Here is a 16,727-nt window from a genome sequence, read left to right as displayed (position 1 = left end):
GCGTTCATCCGCGTTGACCCGTGGCCGAACATGTTCGCTTCGATGCTTCGTCCAGCGCCTGCAGCAGGCGCCGGTTCTCGTCGGCGGTGCCGACGGTGATGCGCAGGCATTGCGGCAGGCCGTAGCCGGCCATCGGCCGCACCACCACGCCGCGCTGCAGCAGGCCGGCTTCGATCGCCGCGGCGGCCGCATCCCCTCCGAAGTCCGCCAGCAGGAAATTGGTTTGCGACGGATGCACGAAGCAGCCGCGCGCGCGCAAGGCCTCGGCCAGCAGCGGCCGTTGCCGGGCGTTCGCAGAGACCACCTGCTGCAGGTGGGTATCGTCGTCCAGCGCGGCCGCGGCCGCGGCCAGCGCCACGCCGTTGACGTTGAAGCTTTCGCGCAACCGCTCCATCACCGCGACCAGCCCCGCGTCCGCGACCGCGTAGCCGACCCGCAATCCCGCCAGCGCGTAGGCCTTGCTGAAGGTACGGGTGACGATCAGGTTGCGGTGGCGCGGCAGCAGCGCCAGCGCGGAACGGTAGTCCGGCGCGTCGGCGAACTCGGCGTAGGCCTCGTCGACCACCACGATCACCTCGTCCGGCAGCCGCGCCAGCAGTGCCGCCAGCGCATCGGCGGCGATCCAGGTGCCGGTGGGATTGTTGGGGTTGGCCAGGTACAGCAGCCGCGTGCGCGCCGACACCACCGACGCCAGCGCGTCCGGCGCGTGCCCGCGCGGCATCAGGGCGTCGGGCGCCCAAGCCGGCGCGAACTGCAGCGGCGCGCCCGCGGCCTGCGCCGCCAGCGCGTAGACGGCGAAGCCGTACTGCGACATCGCCACCGCCGCCTCCGGGCCGGCGAACACCTGCGCGAACTGCATCAGCAGCTCGTGCGAGCCGTTGCCCAGCAGCAGCTGCGCCGGGGTCACGCCGAGCCGCTCCGCGAGCACCCGCTTCAACCCGCCGCCGAGCGGATCCGGATAGCGATGCGCGCCGTCGAGCGCCTCCAGCGCCGCCTGCCGCGCCGCGGGACTGGGCCCATAGGGATTCTCGTTGGCGCCCAGTTCGACCAGTTGCCCGGCGCCGAAGCGCCGCCGCAGCGCGACGAGATCATGTCCCGGATCGTAGGCCCTCAGCGCACGGATACCCGCCTGCGCCAATCCGGCAAAAGCCGCTTCGTCGTCCAGCTTCGGTTGTTCACGCTCCGTCACGGCCGCCATCGCCCACCTCGAATCCCCAATCACGAATCACCAATCACGGCCTTCAAGGCACCGCCACCGGATACGAACCGAGCACGCGCACGTCGCCGGCAAACTCGTCGATCTCGCCCAGCGCGTCCTTCAGCGGCGACTCGTCGACGTGCCCGGCGACGTCGATGAAGAACGCGTACTGCCACAGCGCGCCGTGCGCCGGGCGCGATTCGATCCGGTTCATGCTGATCCCGGCGCGCGCCAGCGGCTCGAGGATCTTGTACAGCGCGCCGGGCTGGTCGCGGATGAACACCATCAGCGAGGTGCGGTCGTGGCCCGACGGCGGGAACGAGGCGCGGCCGAGCACCAGGAACCGGGTGGTGTTGTCGTCGCGGTCCTCGATCGGCCCGGCCACCACCTTCAGCCCGTAGACGTGGGCGGCGTTCTCGCCGGCGATCGCCGCGGCGTCGTCGGCGTTGCGGGCACGGCGCGCGGCGTCGGCGTTGCTCGCCACCGCCTGCTTCTCCACCTTCGGCAGGTGCTGCCGCAGCCAGGACTTGCACTGCGCCAGCGACAGGCCGTGCGAATACACCCGCTCGACGTCCTCGATGCGCCCGGTGCGCGACAGCAGGTACTGGTGCACGCGCAGTTCGACCTCGCCGCAGATCTTCAGCGGCGAGGTGAGGAACAGGTCGAGCGTGGACTGGATCGTGCCCTGCCCCGAATTCTCCACCGGCACCACGCCGAAGTCGGCGGTGCCGGAGGCGACTTCGTCGAACACCTCCTCGATGCTCGCCAGCGGCAGCCCCTTGGCCGAATGGCCGAAATGCTTGTGCACCGCCTGCTGCGAGAAGGTGCCTTCCGGGCCGAGATAGCCGACCTTCAGCGGCTCCTGCTGCGCCAGGCAGGCCGACATGATCTCCCGGAACAGGCGCACCAGCACCTCGTCGGAGAGCGGGCCGTCGTTGCGGTCGACCACCCGCCGCAGCACCTGCGCCTCGCGCTCGGGGCGGTAGTAGTCGACCGCGGCCGCCAGCTTGCCCTTGGCCTTGCCGACCTGGTGCGCCCACAGCGCACGCTCGGCGATCAGCGCCTGGATCTCGCGGTCGATGCCGTCGATCTGCTCGCGCACCGACGACAGGTCGGTGCTGCGTTTGCCCGCCTGCTCGCGGGTCTTCTTGCTTGCCGTCATGCCTGCTCTCGTGTGTGAATCGGGTGCTGGAAACGGGTGGAGCCTCTGGTGAAAACCCCGTCATTCCCGCGAAGGCGGGAATCCATGGACGTCAAATCCTTGGAAAGCAAAGTCCATGGATCCCCGCCTTCGCGGGGATGACGGCAAACGAGAGATTCCCCGGGGTCACGCTTCGGTTTCCTCTGCTCGTCTTTCTTGCAAGCCTCATCCATGGCGCTGTTGGAACTCGCGCATGAACTGCGCAAGCGCCTGCACGCCCTCCACCGGCATCGCGTTGTAGATCGAGGCGCGCATGCCGCCGAGCACGCGATGGCCCTTCAGCGAGATCAGGCCGGCGGCCCTGGCCTCGTTCAGGAACGGCCGGTCCAGCGCGTCGTCGTGCAGGAAGAACGGTACGTTCATGCGCGAGCGCGCCGCCGGGTCGACCCGGTTGCGGTAGAAGCCGCCGGAGCCGTCGATGGTCTCGTACAGCAGCGCCGACTTGGCCGCGCTGCGGCGCGCGAACTCCGCCACGCCGCCCTCGGCCAGCATCCACTTCACCGTCAACCCGAGCATGTACCAGTTCCAGCTCGGCGGCGTGTTGAGCATGGAGCCGTTGGCCAGTTGCTGGCGGTAGTCGAAGATGTCGGCGCGCGGCTGCCCGGCGCGCTCGAGCAGGTCGCGGCGGATGATCGCCACGCCGATGCCGACCGGCCCGAGGTTCTTCTGCGCGCCGGCGTAGATCGCGCCGTAGCGGGTCACGTCGATCGGCTCGGAGGCGATGCTGGAGCTGAAATCGGCGAACAGCGGCACGTCGCCGACGTCGGGCACGTCGCGGAACTCGACCCCGTGGATAGTCTCGTTGGCGGTGATGTGCACGTAGGCCGCGTCTTCCGACAACTGCCATGCTTCCCGTTCCGGAATGCTGCGGAAGCCGTCGTTCTCGCCGCTGGCGGCGATGCGCAGGTCGACATGGGGTGTGGCCTGCCGGATCGCGGTCCTGCCCCAGTGTCCGGTGACCACGTAGTCCGCCGCCTGGCCGGCGTTGGCAAAGTTCAGCGGCAGCAGCGCCTGCTGCGTGGTCGCGCCGCCGCCCACGAACAGCACCGCGTAGTCGTCGGGGACGCCGACCAGTGCGCGCAGGTCGGCCTCGGCCTCGGCCGCGACCTGCATGAACTCGGGGCCGCGATGGCTCAGTTCGACGATCGACGCGCCGGCACCCTGCCACTCGAGCATCTCCTCCTGCGCCTGCCGCAGCACGCTTTCCGGCAGGGCGGCGGGGCCGGCACTGAAATTGTAGGCACGCGACATCGGCGGCTTCGCTTCGGATCAACACGGAGGTCGCTAGTATGCCGCAGCGCACCAAGCATTGCGGCGTAACCTTTCCCCCCTGTCGTGCGTACTTATCTCCAATAGCCCCAACCGGAGCCGGCCGATGTCATTGCGCGACGCCCTGCGAATCCCCGCGTCGGAAGTTACCGACGAAACCATCTATCGCGAACGCCGCCGGCTGCTCGCCGTTTTCGCCGGCGCGCCGGTGCTCGGCCTGGCCGGCTGCGCCGACGCCGAACCGCCGCCACCGCCGCGCCCGACGCCCAGTCCTGCGCAGGTGCGGGCCGGATTCGACACCGACGAAGAATTGACCCGCTACGAGGACGTCACCAGCTACAACAACTTCTACGAGTTCGGCACCGGCAAGGCAGACCCCTCGCGCGCCGCGAAGACGCTGCGCACCTCGCCCTGGCAGGTCGAGGTCGGCGGCGAGTGCGCGAAGCCGGGGACGGTCGCGCTGGAGGACCTGCTGAAGGGGTTCAGGCCGGAGGAGCGCACCTACCGGCTGCGCTGCGTGGAAGGCTGGTCGATGGTGATCCCCTGGCTGGGGGTGCCGCTGGGCGAGGTGCTCAAGCGCTTCGAGCCGACCTCGAAGGCGAAGTTCGTCGCCTTCACCACCCTCGCCGACCGCGAGCAGATGCCGGGCATCCGCTACCGCTCGATCAACTGGCCCTACCGCGAGGGCCTGCGCATCGACGAGGCCATGCACCCGCTGGCCCTGCTCGCCACCGGCCTGTACGGCAAGCCGCTGCCGCAGCAGAACGGCGCGCCGCTGCGGCTGGCGGTGCCGTGGAAGTACGGCTTCAAGAGCATCAAGTCGATCGTCGGGATCCGCTTCGTCGAGCGCATGCCCGAAACCGCCTGGCACGACCTGCAGCCGTCGGAGTACGGCTTCTTCTCCAACGTCAACCCGCAGGTCGACCACCCGCGCTGGAGCCAGAAGACCGAACGCCGCATCGCCGGCAGCGCCGGCAAGCTGTTCGCCAACCGCATCGAGACGCGGATGTTCAACGGCTACGCCGACCAGGTGGCGTCGATGTACGCGGGCATGGACCTGAAGAAGTGGTTTTGAGTCGAGCGGCCGCGGGCCATGGCAGGAGCCGGTATCGCCTGGAATGCTTGGAATGCTCATAGGCCGTCATCCCGGCGAAGGCCGGAAGCGCTTTACAACAGCCGAAGGCTGGTCATCCATTTGCTTTCGCTGCAATGTCGAGATGGATCCCGGCCTTCGCCGGGATGACGGCTCCCTGAGCGCGCCATCGGCAGCCATGAGGAACTGCATCTCCCTGCGGAGAGAAAGCAGCCCCGATCCTATCCGCGTTCATTCGCGCAAATCCGCGCCTGAGACTTCCCTGACCACGCCATGATCCCATCCAAGTCTTTCCTGATCGCCGCCAAGACGGCCGTCCACGCGCTCGCGCTGACGCCGCTGGCGATCCTGTCCTGGCAGTTCTGGCAGGTGTTCAGCGAGGCCGACATCGACGCGCTGGGCGCGGACCCGGTGGCGGAGATCGAGCACCGGCTCGGCATCTGGGCGCTGCGCCTGCTGCTCGTCGCCCTGGCGATCACGCCGCTGCGGCAGATCACCGGGCAGCCGCTGCTGATCCGCTTCCGCCGCATGCTGGGGCTGTATGTCTTCGCCTATGCCAGCCTGCATTTCTCCGCCTGGCTGGTGCTGGACCTGCGCGGCTACTGGACGCTGCTGTTCGAGGAGATCGTCAAGCGGCCCTACATCACCGTCGGCTTCGCCGCCTGGCTGCTGCTGGTGCCGCTGGCGATCACCTCGACCAAGGGCTGGATGCGGCGGCTGGCGCGCAACTGGGGCCGGCTGCACAGGCTGGTCTACGCCATCGCGGTGCTGGCGGTGCTGCACTTCTGGTGGATCGTGAAATCGGACGTCCGCGAACCGCTGCTGTATGCCGGCATCCTCGCGCTGCTGCTGGGCTGGCGCCTGTGGCGCTGGCTGGCGTCGCGCCGGCGCGGCCGCTCAGCCCGACCCGTAAAGCAGCAGCAAGCTCAGTAGCCCGGCCAGCACCAGCGCGGCCAGCAACAGCCATGGCAGCCGCCACGGCGCGCGCCGATCCTCGCGCGGTGCGTCGGCGGAGGACCGCTCCGCGAGCGCTTGCATTTCCAGCATCCCACCCGCGGCGGGCTCCCGCCCGGCATCCGCGCGCATCGGTGCTTCGACCACGAACCGCTGGTGGGCGTCGAACACCACCTGGTCCCCCGGCATCAGCACGGCGTCGCGGACCGTCTCGCCGTTGACCTGGCTGCCCTCGTCCGAGCCGAGGTCGCGCAGGATCACGCGCCGGCCCGCCAGCTCGATGCGCGCATGGCGTTCGGCGAAGGCATCGTCGTCGATGCGGATGTCGGCCTCCTTCGCGCGCCCGACCAGCCGCGGGCGGTCCAGGGTGAAGCTGCGTCCGTGGTGCTGGCCGCCGATTCCGCGCAGGACCACGCGCGGATCGGCTTCGGCATCGGCGGCGGCAGGCTCGGATCCGGGGCGCGCGAGCACGCCGTCGCCGACCAGGCGCATCTCGATGCCGTCGATGTAGACCGCGTCGCCGATGCGCAGCATCGCCAGCCGCCGGATCTCGCGGCCATTGACGTGCACGCCACGCGCACCCTCCGACACGGTCAGCCAGACGCCGCGGCGGTCGACACAGAAGCGGACGATCGCCTGCTGCCCGTCGGCGACCACGCCCATGCGGTCGCGACCGGGCACGCGGCCGATCGCGTGCATGCCGATGCCGAGCGGGAGATCGGGTTGGCCGGCGGAGGTGAAACGCAGCTTCAGGGATTCCATCCGGCACGAATCTAGCATGCCGCCCCGGGCTTGGATCGCGGCCGCGCCCGCTTCAGAATGGGCGCCCTTCCCGCCGCGAACCGTCGCCATGGCCGATATCGATATCCGTCATCCCCACTCGATGCCGATGCCGAAGGCACGCGAGGCGATCGAGGAGGTCGCGCGGAAACTGGACGAACGCTTCGGCATGGCCTGCACCTGGGACGGCGACTGCCTGAACTTCGAGCGCTCCGGCGTGGACGGCCGCATCGAGCTGGCGCCGGAGGAGCTGCACGTGACCGCCAAGCTGGGATTCCTGCTGTCGGCGATGCAAGGCCCGATCGAGAGCGAGATCCGGCGGGTGCTGGCGGAGAAGTTCGACGGCTGATCGCCGGAGGCGCACGGGCAGCCTCCGCCCGCGGCGGTTCAGTCCACGGCGAACGGCGCCGGGTGGCGCTCGAACAGCCGGCGCATGACTTCGCGCTCGTCGCCGCCGATCTCGGCCACGAAGCCCTCGACGTCGCCCAGCTGCTCGAACGCGGCATAGCCGCGCTCCAGGAATCCCTGCAGCTCGTCGAGCCCGGCCAGCCGCGCCGGCCCGCGCGAGAACGCCAGCAGCGCCGCCACGCCGCGCGCCTTCAGGGCGCGGCCGAATCCGCCGCCGACCTCCTCGATCAAGGCGATCTGGCGTCCACGCAGCCGTGGCAAGCCCACCTCGCGGTAGGCCTGCGCGTACAGCGCCTGATCCAGCCGTCGACGCCGGGGCGCCAGGCGCTGCAGGGCCTCGGCCATGCGCAGGTCGAGCGCATGGCTCAGCGCGCCCAGCTCGATCGCCGAGGCGATCGTAACGAGCAATCGCGTCGGCAGCAGTTTCTGCATCATCGGGATCACCCGTGCGATGTCGGCATCGCGGCGGGCGAAGTCGCGATCCCCGTAGACGTCGGTGAGGAAGAACTCGGCCGCCGCCCGGCGCCGTGGATCGCGCAGGAAGCGGGCGAAGCTCCGCTGCAGGCGTTCGGCCTGCCAGCGCCGCAGCTCCGGCAGCCAGCGCAGCCGGTTGCGGCGCTCGACCGCCGGGTCATGCAGGGCCTGGTGGCAGGCAACGCGGCGCGACAGGCGCTGGGCGACATCGTGGGGATGCGGCATGCCGGCATCATCGTTGCCCGTGCGCGATGGAAGCAAGTCCCGCGCGCGCGTCCGTTACACTCGCCCGACCTCCCCGGATACCACCGCATGCTATCCCTGCACGCCGCCCGGCAACGCCGCCGCCCGTCTCGCCGCCAGGCACCGAGGATCGGGTTGGCGATCGCCGGCGGCGGCCCGATCGGCGGGATGTACGAGCTGGGGACACTGCGCGCGCTGGACGAGGCGCTGGACGGTTTCGACCCGACCGCGGTCGACTGCTACGTCGGCGTCAGCAGCGGCGCATTCCTCGCCGCCGGCCTGGCCAACCGCCTCGGCACCGAGGCGATGTGCCGCATCTTCATCACCGGCGACAGCGACGACGTGCGGTTCCGCCCGGAGATCTTCCTGCGGCCGGCGTTCCTCGAGTACCTGCGCCGCGCCGCCACCCTGCCGCGGCTGACCATGCAGTGGTGGCAGGGCCTGCTGCTGGGCCCCCGCGACGCGCGCTGGGACATGGTCCCGCGCATCGGCGGCGTGCTGCCGACCGGGCTGTTCGACAACCGCGAACTGGAACGCTTCCTGCGCGGCGTGCTGACGCGGCGCGGACGCAGCAACGACTTCCGCGAGCTGCAGCAAAGGCTGTACGTGGTCGCGGTCGACCTCGACAGCGGCGATCCGGTGCTGTTCGGCGGCGACGGGTGGGACGACGTGCCGATCTCGGTCGCGGTGCAGGCCAGCGCCGCGCTGCCCGGCCTGTACCCCCCGGTGGAGATCCGCGGTCGCCATTTCGTCGACGGCGCCCTGCGCCGCACCATGCATGCCTCGGTGCTGCTCGAGCGCGGCATCGACCTGCTGCTCGGCGTCAATCCGCTGGTGCCGTTCAACAACACCCTGCACAACAGCAACGCCGTGCACGAGCGCGGCCGGGCCGCCGGCGCCGACCCGCGGCGCCTGGCCGAGGGCGGACTGCCGGCGGTGCTGTCGCAGACCTTCCGCACGCTGCTGCAATCGCGCATGCAGGTGGGCATGGCGAAGTACGCACGCCAGTATCCCGACATCGACCAGCTGGTGTTCGAGCCCAACGAGGCCGACGACGAGCTGTTCTTCACCAACGCCTTCAGCTTCTCGTCGCGGCGCCGCGTCTGCGAGCTCGCCTACCGCAGCACCCTGGCCGACCTGCGCCACCGTGCCGGCGAGTTGCGGCCGGTGCTGGCGGCGCACGGCATCCGCCTGCGCGACGAGATCCTGGACGACGAGCACCGCACCATCCTCGACGGCCTGCGGCCGCCCCCGCCGCGCAGCACCGAGACCACCGCCCGCCTGCGGCGCGCGCTGGACGACACCGAGCGCCTGATTGCGAACAGCCGGCGTGCCGGCGAGCGGCGATCATGAGCGGCCGGCAGGGGTCTTTGCCGCGGATCTGTGCGGATAAAACGGACAGAGGTGGCAAAGCGGAGCTGCCGTTTGACGGCTCTGCGGCTCACCGGCACTGCCGACCGCCCGCACCTGGGCACTGCGGAAGCACTCCGAATACTCCGGACGTTCGCTTTTTTCCGCGTCCATCCGTGTAGATCCGTGGTCAGGCTGCTCCCCGGCTTCTCCGAACGATTCCGGGTGGTGTGAAAGCTCTAGACGCGACCGTGACGCTGCAGTTCCTATCTTTGCCCGAAATCGGAGGGACCATGGCCACGTTCAAGAAGACCGCGAAGAAGACCGGCACCCGGCGTCCGTCGGCCGCGGACCCGCAGCAGCAGGCCGAACGCCTGTCCCGCGGCCTCAGCGAATCGGCGCAGCAGATCTGGCTGGCGGGCGTGGGCGCGTTCGGCCGCGCGCAGGCCGAGGGCGCCAAGCTGTTCGAGGCCCTGGTGAAGGAAGGCTTGAGCGTGGAGCAGCACGCGCGCAAGTTCGCCGGCGGCCGCGCGGACGTGGTGCGCGACGCGGTCGAGAGCAGCGTCGGCCAGGCGCGCCACCGCGCCACGGATACCTGGGACCGGCTGGAAAAGGTGTTCGAGGACCGCGTGCAGCGTGCGCTGGTCAAGCTCGGCGTTCCCAGCCGCGACGATCTTGCCGATCTCGCCCGCCGGGTCGACACCCTGACCACCGAGCTGCGTCGCCAGTCGAGCACGCCGGCGGCGCGCAAGACCGCGAAGCGCGCGGCGACCCGCAAGACCGCGACCACCAAGACCGCGGTGAAGAAGGTCCCGCGCAAGCGCGTGCGCAAGCCAGCCGCGGGCTGATCCGCATGCCGCTTCGGCGGCGTTTCCTGCGCGCCGGTCCGCGCACGTCCGCGCGCTCCTTGCCGCTGCGTGCCGCGCCGGGCCCGGCCGGCGCCCGACCGGCCGGATGCGCGTCGCTCCGCCACCCTGCACCCTTAACCCGTTTCGCGATTCCGACTATCCTGCACGCGCGTTCCGCCTGCCGGCGGACACCATCACCGTCCAGAAGGAAACCGATTCGTGAGCGCAGGGTTGCAGTGGCTGGTCGCCGCGGTCGTCGTTCTGCTGTTCGGCACCGCCGCCACCGTCTATGTCCAGCGGATCCTGAGGCAGCGGGACGAAACCCGCGCCGGCATCGCCGCGCTCTCCGGCACCTCCTGGCGCGAGTTCATCCACCTGGTGCTGCAGGCGCTGTCGCGGCGCGGCTTCGAGCGCGTGTTCGACCACGAGATCGCGGCCGGCGACAAGGACTACACCCTGGAACGCGACGGCCGCCGCTGGCTGCTGTCGTGCAAGCACGGCAGCGCCTTCGTGCTCGGCAACGCCACCGTCAACGAACTGTCCAACGAGATCCGCCTGGCCAACGCCAACGGCGGATTCCTGTTCACCCAGGGCCGGATCTCGGACGAGGCGCGCAGGACCGCCGCGGACCGGAACATCGAACTGCTCGACGGCGCGACCCTGTGGCCGGAGTTGCGCGACCTGATCAGGCCGGAACGGCTGGCGGCGATCCGCGCCGGTGCCGATCGGCGGGCACGGCAGCGCACCGCCCTCGCCTGGCTGCTGGCGCTCCTGGCCGGCATCGCGGTGTACTTCGCGATCGCCGACCGCGTTTCGACCCGCGGCGCCGCGCGCACGCTGCCTGCCGCTTCCGAAGCACAACCGTCCGCCCCGGCGGCCGAGCCGGACGCGACGCCCGGTGCCGGCGCCGCGGATGCCGACGGCAGCCGCGATGCGGCGCCGGCCGCGGCATCGCCGCAGCAGCAGCGGCAAGCGGTCGCGAGCGCGGTCGCCACGCTGCCGATGGTGGACCGTGCGTTCTGGGCGACGCGATCGACGCTCGAGGTCCACCTGCTCGACGCCGGCGCGGATGCGATGCCGAGCATCTGCCCGCTGGTCGAGCGCTACCCGGATCTGGCCGCGTCGCGGATCCTGCTGACGCCGCCGGCGGACAGCGGCCTGCAGGTCCGCTTCCGGCAGTGCCGGACGTATTAGATCGGCCCTGTAGGAGCGCACCGCAGGGGCGCGACCGGCTTGCCTGCGAAGGCAGTCGCGCCCCTGCGGTGCGCTCCTACAGTCCACGGGCTGGATCGACAGGGGAACGACTCGCTGCCGCCCTACCAGTGCACGCCGCGCATCAGCGCCGCGAACGCGATCTGTTCCTGGCTCGGGGTCTCGTCCTTCAGCGCCTGGCGGTCGCCCTTGGCGGCGGCCGAGTCCGGGAACAGCTCGAACGCGCTGTTCATGATCACCTCGTAGGCCTTTGGCGCCACCGCATTGATCAGCGCCGCGAACACGCCGAGACGGGTGGTGATACGGCTCGGGCGTTCGATGATCGCCTTCACCAGCAGGTCCGCCGCCTCCTCCGGCGTCAGCGTGGGCACGCTCTCGTACATCTTGGTCGGCGCGATCATCGGCGTCTTCACCAGCGGCATGTTGACCGTGGTGAAGCTGATGCGCTTGCCCGACAACTCGCCCTGGGCGCAGCGGCTGAACGCGTCCAGCGCCGCCTTCGAGGCCACGTAGGCCGAGAACCGCGGCGAGTTGGCCAGCACGCCGATCGAGCTGATGTTGATGATGTGGCCCTTCCGGCGCTTGGTCATCGTCGGCATGAAGCCCATGATCAGGCGCAGGCTGCCGAAATAGTTGAGCTGCATGGTCCGCTCGAAATCGTGGAAGCGGTCGTAGCTGAGCTCGATCGAACGCCGGATCGAACGGCCGGCGTTGTTGATCAGCACGTCGACGTGGCCGTGGTCCTTGAGGATCGCCTGCACCAGCCGGTCGCAGTCGGCCATGTCCGACAGGTCCGCCGTGTACGCGAACACCTTGCCGCCGGCCGCCTTCATCTCGTCGCGGGCCTTGAACAGCTCCTCCTTGCCGCGCGCCACGATCACCGTGACCGCGCCCGCCTCGGCCACGCGCTTGGCGGTGGACAGGCCGATGCCGGACGAACCGCCGGTGATCACCACCACCTTGTTGCGCACCTTGCCCTTGAGGGTGCGGTCGACGAACAGGTCGGGATCGAGGTGGCGCTCCCAGTAGTCCCACAGCCGCCAGGCGTAGTCGTCGAGCCTCGGCACCGCGATGCCGCTGCCCTTGAGCGCGCGTTCGGCCTCGCGGCTGTCGAAGCGCGTGGGATAGGTGATGAACTTCAGCACGTCCTTCGGAATGCGGAAATCGCGCAGCAAGGTCCCCACCAGGCGCCGCACCGGCGGCAGGTTGCCGACCGCGGCGCGGATGCCGGACGGCACGAAGGCGAACATGCGCGCGTCGATGCGCATGGTCATCTCCGGCGCGTGGCCTGCCCGGCAGAAGGTGTTGAGCACCTCGCCCACGCGCATCGGCTCGGGGTCGGTGAGATGGAAGGTGTGGCCGTCGAGCCGGGGCTTGTGCGCGATGTGGTCCATCGCGTCGGCGACGAAGTCCACCGGCACGATGTTGATGCGTCCGCCCTCGACGCCCAGGGTCGGCATCCACGGCGGCAGCATCTGGCGCAGCTTCTTGATGAAGGTGAAGAAGTAGTACGGGCCGTCGATCTTGTCGATCTCGCCGGTCCGCGAATGGCCGACCACCATGCCCGGCCGGTAGATGCGCCACTTCAGCCGCGTCTCCTCGCGCACCAGGCGCTCCGACTCGTGCTTGGTGTACAGGTAGGGATCGTCCAGGCCCTCGGCCTCGTCGAACATGTCCTCGCGGAAGATGCCCGGGTACAGGCCGGCGGCGGCGATCGAGCTGGCATGGTGGAAACAGCCGGCCTCGAGCGCGGCGGCCAGCTCCAGCGCATGCCGGGTGCCGTCGATGTTGGCGGCCTGCTGCGCCTCGGGGCTGGCGGTGAGGTCGTAGATCGCCGCCAGATGGAAGAAGTGCTTCACCTTGCCCTTGAGGCCGCGGACCTGCGCCGCGCCCAGCCCGCATTTCGGCGCGGTCATGTCGCCGTGCACCGGCACCACGCGCTTCGGGTCCCAGCCCATCTTCCCGGCGATCGCGTCGAATTTCTTCCGCGAGTCCTCGCGCACCAGCACGTGGATCGTGCCCTTGCGCCGGAGCAGGTTGCTGACCAGGAAGCGGCCGATGAACCCGGTCGCGCCGGTGACGAAATAGCTCATGTCTCCCCTCCCAGGAATGATGGCAAGCGACCATACGGCGCCGTCTGCGCCAGCATAGCCAGCGCGGCCGGACCTGCCTAGGGCGGGCGAAACGGGCCTGCGGGCGTGGCGCCGCAGCGGTTGCGGGATCGCAGTCGCGACTTCCGTCGCTCCCACAAAAAGGGCGCCGGCGGCGACACGGCGCTGCAACACGCGACGGCTAACGTCGTTCGAGGGGGGCCGGATCCACCATCCAGTCCGCACGAGGCAGCCAGGCATGACCGAGCAAGACGCCCCCGTTCCCTACAGCGAACACGATTTCGACCACGAAGACAGCAACCGCTCCGGCAACCCGCATTTCGGCGAGGTGCTGCACGCCCGGCTGGCCCGCCGGCAGCTGCTCAAGGGCGGGCTGGGCCTGGCGGTGACCGCCGGGTTGTTCGCGACCGGCGCCGCCGCGCTGGCCGCGGACGGCAAGCCGGGACGTCCGGGGCCGCGCCCGCCGCGCGGCCGGCCGCTGGGCTTCACCGCGGTCCCGGCCAGCCGGATCGACGACGTCCTGGTGCCGCCGGAATACGATTTCTCGGTGATCCTGCCCTGGGGCGAGCCGATCTGCGGAGACTATCCCGCCTACCTGGACGGCGGGCTCAACAGCGGCGCCGACCAGGAACAGCAGGTCGGCATGCACCACGACGGCATGCACTTCTTCCCGCTGACCCAGGCGCCGCCGCACAAGTCCGGGCTGGGCCTGCTGGTGATGAACCACGAGTACATCGACCAGGCGGCGATGCATCCGGCCGGGCCGGTCAGCGTCGGCGGCGTGCGCGATGCCGACCAGGTGCGCAAGGAGATCGCCGGCCATGGCGTCAGCGTGGTCGAGATCCGCAGGCGCGTCGACGACTGGAGCATCGTCGGCAGCCGCCGCAACCGCCGCGTCACCGGCGCCACGCCCATGGAGATCGCCGGCCCGGCCCGCGGCCACGCCAAGCTGCGCACCGCCTACAGCCCGGACGGCACCCGCACCCGCGGCACGCTCAACAACTGCGCCAACGGCCACACGCCGTGGAACACCTACCTGACCTGCGAGGAGAACTGGGCCGGCTATTTCGTCAACCGCGGCCAGCGCCCGCGCGAGCATGCCCGCTACGGCGTGTCCGCCACCACCGGGCGCTACGGCTGGGAAACGGTGGAGGCGCGCTTCGACGCCACCGCCACCGCGGGCGACGCCACGCAGGACTACCGCAACGAGCCGAACCACTTCGGCTGGATCGTCGAGATCGATCCGTTCGACCCGGACAGCACGCCGGTCAAGCACACGGCATTGGGCCGCTTCGCGCACGAGGGGCTGGTGTTCGCGCAGCCGCAACCGGGCCGGCCGCTGGTCGCCTACATGGGCGACGACGCCCAGGGCGAATACATCTACAAGTTCGTCAGCCGCGACCGCTACACCCCCGGCCGCGCCGCCGGCGCCCTGCTCGACCACGGCACCCTGTACGCGGCGCGCTTCCGCGACGACGGCAGCGGCGAATGGCTGGCGCTGGACATCGACGACCCGGCCTTCGCGCAGGCGGCCGCGCGGGCCGGCGTGCGCTTCGACGACCAGGGCGACGTGCTGATCAACACGCGGCTGGCGGCCGACGTCGCCGGCGCCACGCCGATGGACCGGCCGGAATGGGGCGCGGTCGACCCGAACACCGGCCAGGTGTACTTCACCCTGACCAACAACGCCGCGCGCGCCGCCGACGAGGTGGACGCGGCCAACCCGCGCGGCCCCAACCCGTACGGGCACATCATCCGCTTCCTGGAGCGCGACGCCCGTGGCGGGGCCACGGCGTTCGACTGGGACCTCTTCCTGCTCAGCGGCGCCGAGGACGACAGCCGCGGCCCCGACGGCGACCCGCTCACCGCCGACAGCATCCATGCCAGTCCCGACGGCCTGTGGTTCGACCACAACGGCCTGCTGTGGATCCAGACCGACATGAGCGGCAGCCAGCTCGGCAGCGGACCGTTCGGCAACAACCAGATGCTGGTGGCCGACCCGGCCGCGGGCGCGATCAAGCGCTTCCTGGTCGGGCCGTCCGGCTGCGAGGTCACCGGCATCACCGCCACGCCGGACCACCGCACGCTGTTCGTCAACATCCAGCACCCCGGCGAAAGCGGCGGCAGCGCCTGGCCCGGCGGCATGCTCAAGCCGCGCTCGGCCACGGTGGCGGTGACGCGCCGCGACGGCGGCATCGTCGGGACGTAAGGCGAGGAACGAGGAACGAGAGTAGGCCTCTCGTTTCTTGCTCTTTGCGCGCCGATGATCGCGTCGTCATGTCGGTCGCCACGACCGGGTGCCGTGCCTGCAGCGATTCGGAACCAAGAGCAGCGAAGAGGAGGAGCGAGAAACGAGGAGCGCCCGCGCAGCGGCTCTCTCTCGTTCCTCGTTCCTCGTTTCCCGCTCTCAGTTGACCCTCCCAAGCCCCCGTGCTATCACCTGCGCTCCCGCCAGGAGCACACGCATGTCGGATCCCAAGCGCGATTTCGAGCAGGCCGCCAAGGACGTCAAGAGCCTGCCGGAGCGACCCGACAACGACACCCTGCTGCGGCTCTACGCCCTCTACAAGCAGGGCGCCGAAGGCGACGTCAACGGCCCCAAGCCGGGCTTCTTCGATTTCGTCGGCACCGCCAAGTACGAGGCCTGGGCCAAGCTCAAGGGCACGCCGCAGGACGAGGCCATGCGCAAGTACGTCGAGCTGGTGAAGCAGCTGACGGCCTGAGCGCCGCCGCCCTGCCCGGCCGATGGCGCGCGATACCCGCCAACGCATCCTCGACTGCTCGCTTGCGATGTTCAACACGCAGGGCGAGCCCACGGTCACCACCAACCATATCGCCGATGAGCTGGAGATCAGCCCCGGCAACCTGTACTACCACTTCCGCAACAAGGACGACATCATCGAGCAGCTGTTCGCGCGCTTCGAGCAGCGCATGGACGATGCGCTCGCCGGTCCCGGCGACCGCCTGCCGGGCCTGGAGGACGTGTGGCTGCAGCTGCACCTGGTGTTCGAGTGCATCTGGGACTACCGCTTCCTCTATCGCGACCTGCTGGAGATCCTCAGCCGCAACCGCCGCCTGCGGCTGCGCTTCGCGCGGATCCTGCGGCGCGCCGACGAGCGCGCCCGCGAGGTGATGCGCGGCCTGTCGCGCGCCGGGGTGATGCGCGGCTCTGCCGCCGAGCTCGACGCGGTCGGCACCAACCTCCTGGTGGTGGCCACCTTCTGGCTGAACTATGCCGCGGTGCGCGGCGAACAGGACGAGCAGGCGGCGATCCGCGACGGCATCGTGCAGGTACTGATGCTGATCGCGCCGTTCCTGCGCGATGCCGAGCGGGTGCACCTCGACACCCTGACCCAGGCCTACCGGCGTTAGCGCGGAGCGCGCCAGGCAGACGCATCGGCGGCGACCACGATGAACGCGCCGCCGCGCATTGCGAGGGGAAACGACGGCAGAAGGCCTTTTCTACTCGTCCGAGCGCGGTCGGCTGAAGCCCCTCCTACAGGACAACGGGGCGCCTGGGGTTTCGTCCCGTGGCCGTGGCGACGGCAGGCTGCCGTCATCTACCTGTCATTGCACGGACATGCGC

The 16,727-nt window shown here is 70.1% G+C and carries 15 protein-coding genes; 9 read left to right on the top strand and 6 right to left on the bottom strand.

The features are described from left to right. Positions 1–4: 4 nt before the first annotated feature. The 3 genes from hisC to serC all read right to left on the bottom strand — a co-directional run bounded on the left by hisC (position 5) and on the right by serC (position 3,650). Positions 5–1,189, bottom strand: a complete 1,185-nt coding sequence (gene hisC / locus U3649_RS11580; RefSeq protein WP_407351482.1) for a histidinol-phosphate transaminase — start codon at positions 1,187–1,189, stop codon at positions 5–7. Between the two features lie 52 nt (positions 1,190–1,241). Then, on the bottom strand, positions 1,242–2,360 hold the full coding sequence (pheA, locus tag U3649_RS11575; protein WP_407351481.1) for a prephenate dehydratase: 1,119 nt from the start codon (positions 2,358–2,360) through the stop codon (positions 1,242–1,244). A 204-nt stretch (positions 2,361–2,564) separates the two neighbouring features. Then, positions 2,565–3,650, bottom strand: coding sequence for a 3-phosphoserine/phosphohydroxythreonine transaminase (gene serC / locus U3649_RS11570; protein ID WP_407351480.1), 1,086 nt, complete (start codon positions 3,648–3,650; stop codon positions 2,565–2,567). Between the two features lie 124 nt (positions 3,651–3,774). Here serC and msrP point away from each other — a divergent pair, with 124 nt between their 5' ends. Next, positions 3,775–4,743 carry a protein-methionine-sulfoxide reductase catalytic subunit MsrP gene (gene msrP / locus U3649_RS11565; protein ID WP_407351479.1) on the top strand — a complete coding sequence of 323 codons (969 nt, stop codon included), beginning with the start codon at positions 3,775–3,777 and terminating at the stop codon, positions 4,741–4,743. A 291-nt stretch (positions 4,744–5,034) separates the two neighbouring features. Next, complete coding sequence (gene msrQ / locus U3649_RS11560) at positions 5,035–5,694, top strand: protein-methionine-sulfoxide reductase heme-binding subunit MsrQ (RefSeq protein WP_407351478.1); 660 nt, start codon at positions 5,035–5,037, stop codon at positions 5,692–5,694. On the opposite strand, the gene U3649_RS11555 is transcribed toward msrQ, so the two are convergent. Continuing rightward, complete coding sequence (locus tag U3649_RS11555) at positions 5,659–6,477, bottom strand: FHA domain-containing protein (protein ID WP_407351477.1); 819 nt, start codon at positions 6,475–6,477, stop codon at positions 5,659–5,661. The genes msrQ and U3649_RS11555 overlap by 36 nt on opposite strands. Positions 6,478–6,565: 88 nt before the next feature. On the opposite strand from U3649_RS11555, the gene U3649_RS11550 reads away from it, so the two are divergent. Next, positions 6,566–6,844, top strand: a complete 279-nt coding sequence (locus tag U3649_RS11550) for a polyhydroxyalkanoic acid system family protein (protein ID WP_407351476.1) — start codon at positions 6,566–6,568, stop codon at positions 6,842–6,844. A gap of 38 nt (positions 6,845–6,882) precedes the next feature. On the opposite strand, the gene U3649_RS11545 is transcribed toward U3649_RS11550, so the two are convergent. Beyond that, positions 6,883–7,602: an FFLEELY motif protein gene (locus U3649_RS11545; RefSeq protein WP_407351475.1), complete on the bottom strand. Its 720-nt coding sequence runs from the start codon at positions 7,600–7,602 to the stop codon at positions 6,883–6,885. A gap of 87 nt (positions 7,603–7,689) precedes the next feature. On the opposite strand from U3649_RS11545, the gene U3649_RS11540 reads away from it, so the two are divergent. The 3 genes from U3649_RS11540 (at position 7,690) to U3649_RS11530 (ending at position 11,012) form a co-directional block, all read left to right on the top strand. Continuing rightward, a complete protein-coding gene (locus U3649_RS11540; protein WP_407351474.1) occupies positions 7,690–8,973 on the top strand; it encodes a patatin-like phospholipase family protein in 1,284 nt (427 codons plus the stop codon). A gap of 290 nt (positions 8,974–9,263) precedes the next feature. Beyond that, positions 9,264–9,818 carry a phasin family protein gene (locus tag U3649_RS11535; RefSeq protein WP_407351473.1) on the top strand — a complete coding sequence of 185 codons (555 nt, stop codon included), beginning with the start codon at positions 9,264–9,266 and terminating at the stop codon, positions 9,816–9,818. A gap of 219 nt (positions 9,819–10,037) precedes the next feature. Then, entirely contained in the window at positions 10,038–11,012 is a 975-nt protein-coding gene (locus U3649_RS11530) for a restriction endonuclease (protein ID WP_407351472.1), read from the top strand. Between the two features lie 122 nt (positions 11,013–11,134). Here U3649_RS11530 and U3649_RS11525 read toward each other — a convergent pair whose 3' ends face one another. Next, positions 11,135–13,123: an SDR family oxidoreductase gene (locus U3649_RS11525; protein WP_407351471.1), complete on the bottom strand. Its 1,989-nt coding sequence runs from the start codon at positions 13,121–13,123 to the stop codon at positions 11,135–11,137. A gap of 256 nt (positions 13,124–13,379) precedes the next feature. Between U3649_RS11525 and U3649_RS11520 the strand changes: the two genes are divergently transcribed. From U3649_RS11520 to U3649_RS11510, 3 genes are all read left to right on the top strand, one after another. Beyond that, positions 13,380–15,350 carry a PhoX family protein gene (locus U3649_RS11520; RefSeq protein ID WP_407351470.1) on the top strand — a complete coding sequence of 657 codons (1,971 nt, stop codon included), beginning with the start codon at positions 13,380–13,382 and terminating at the stop codon, positions 15,348–15,350. Between the two features lie 256 nt (positions 15,351–15,606). After that, the gene (locus U3649_RS11515; protein WP_407351469.1) at positions 15,607–15,864 is read left to right on the top strand and encodes an acyl-CoA-binding protein; all 258 of its coding nucleotides are present in this window, start codon (positions 15,607–15,609) and stop codon (positions 15,862–15,864) included. A gap of 22 nt (positions 15,865–15,886) precedes the next feature. Then, positions 15,887–16,513 (top strand): TetR/AcrR family transcriptional regulator, encoded by a 627-nt coding sequence (locus U3649_RS11510; protein ID WP_407351468.1) that lies wholly within the window; start codon positions 15,887–15,889, stop codon positions 16,511–16,513. The last annotated feature ends 214 nt before the right edge of the window (positions 16,514–16,727 follow it).

Origin of the sequence: Luteimonas sp. R10, from assembly GCF_045689605.1 — a bacterium.
Taxonomy (GTDB): domain Bacteria; phylum Pseudomonadota; class Gammaproteobacteria; order Xanthomonadales; family Xanthomonadaceae; genus Luteimonas.
Note: the sequence above shows the minus strand (reverse complement) of the source record. Positions and strands in the feature narration are given on the sequence as shown.

What these genes read in the sequence shown, in the direction of transcription:
- pheA (WP_407351481.1), bottom strand. Translation starts at nt 2,360, where the DNA reads ATGACGGCAAGCAAGAAGACCCGCGAGCAGGCGGGCAAACGCAGCACC.
- serC (WP_407351480.1), bottom strand. Translation starts at nt 3,650, where the DNA reads ATGTCGCGTGCCTACAATTTCAGTGCCGGCCCCGCCGCCCTGCCGGAA.
- msrP (WP_407351479.1), top strand. Translation starts at nt 3,775, where the DNA reads ATGTCATTGCGCGACGCCCTGCGAATCCCCGCGTCGGAAGTTACCGAC.
- msrQ (WP_407351478.1), top strand. Translation starts at nt 5,035, where the DNA reads ATGATCCCATCCAAGTCTTTCCTGATCGCCGCCAAGACGGCCGTCCAC.
- U3649_RS11555 (WP_407351477.1), bottom strand. Translation starts at nt 6,477, where the DNA reads ATGGAATCCCTGAAGCTGCGTTTCACCTCCGCCGGCCAACCCGATCTC.
- U3649_RS11550 (WP_407351476.1), top strand. Translation starts at nt 6,566, where the DNA reads ATGGCCGATATCGATATCCGTCATCCCCACTCGATGCCGATGCCGAAG.
- U3649_RS11545 (WP_407351475.1), bottom strand. Translation starts at nt 7,602, where the DNA reads ATGCCGCATCCCCACGATGTCGCCCAGCGCCTGTCGCGCCGCGTTGCC.
- U3649_RS11540 (WP_407351474.1), top strand. Translation starts at nt 7,690, where the DNA reads ATGCTATCCCTGCACGCCGCCCGGCAACGCCGCCGCCCGTCTCGCCGC.
- U3649_RS11535 (WP_407351473.1), top strand. Translation starts at nt 9,264, where the DNA reads ATGGCCACGTTCAAGAAGACCGCGAAGAAGACCGGCACCCGGCGTCCG.
- U3649_RS11525 (WP_407351471.1), bottom strand. Translation starts at nt 13,123, where the DNA reads ATGAGCTATTTCGTCACCGGCGCGACCGGGTTCATCGGCCGCTTCCTG.
- U3649_RS11520 (WP_407351470.1), top strand. Translation starts at nt 13,380, where the DNA reads ATGACCGAGCAAGACGCCCCCGTTCCCTACAGCGAACACGATTTCGAC.
- U3649_RS11515 (WP_407351469.1), top strand. Translation starts at nt 15,607, where the DNA reads ATGTCGGATCCCAAGCGCGATTTCGAGCAGGCCGCCAAGGACGTCAAG.
- U3649_RS11510 (WP_407351468.1), top strand. Translation starts at nt 15,887, where the DNA reads ATGGCGCGCGATACCCGCCAACGCATCCTCGACTGCTCGCTTGCGATG.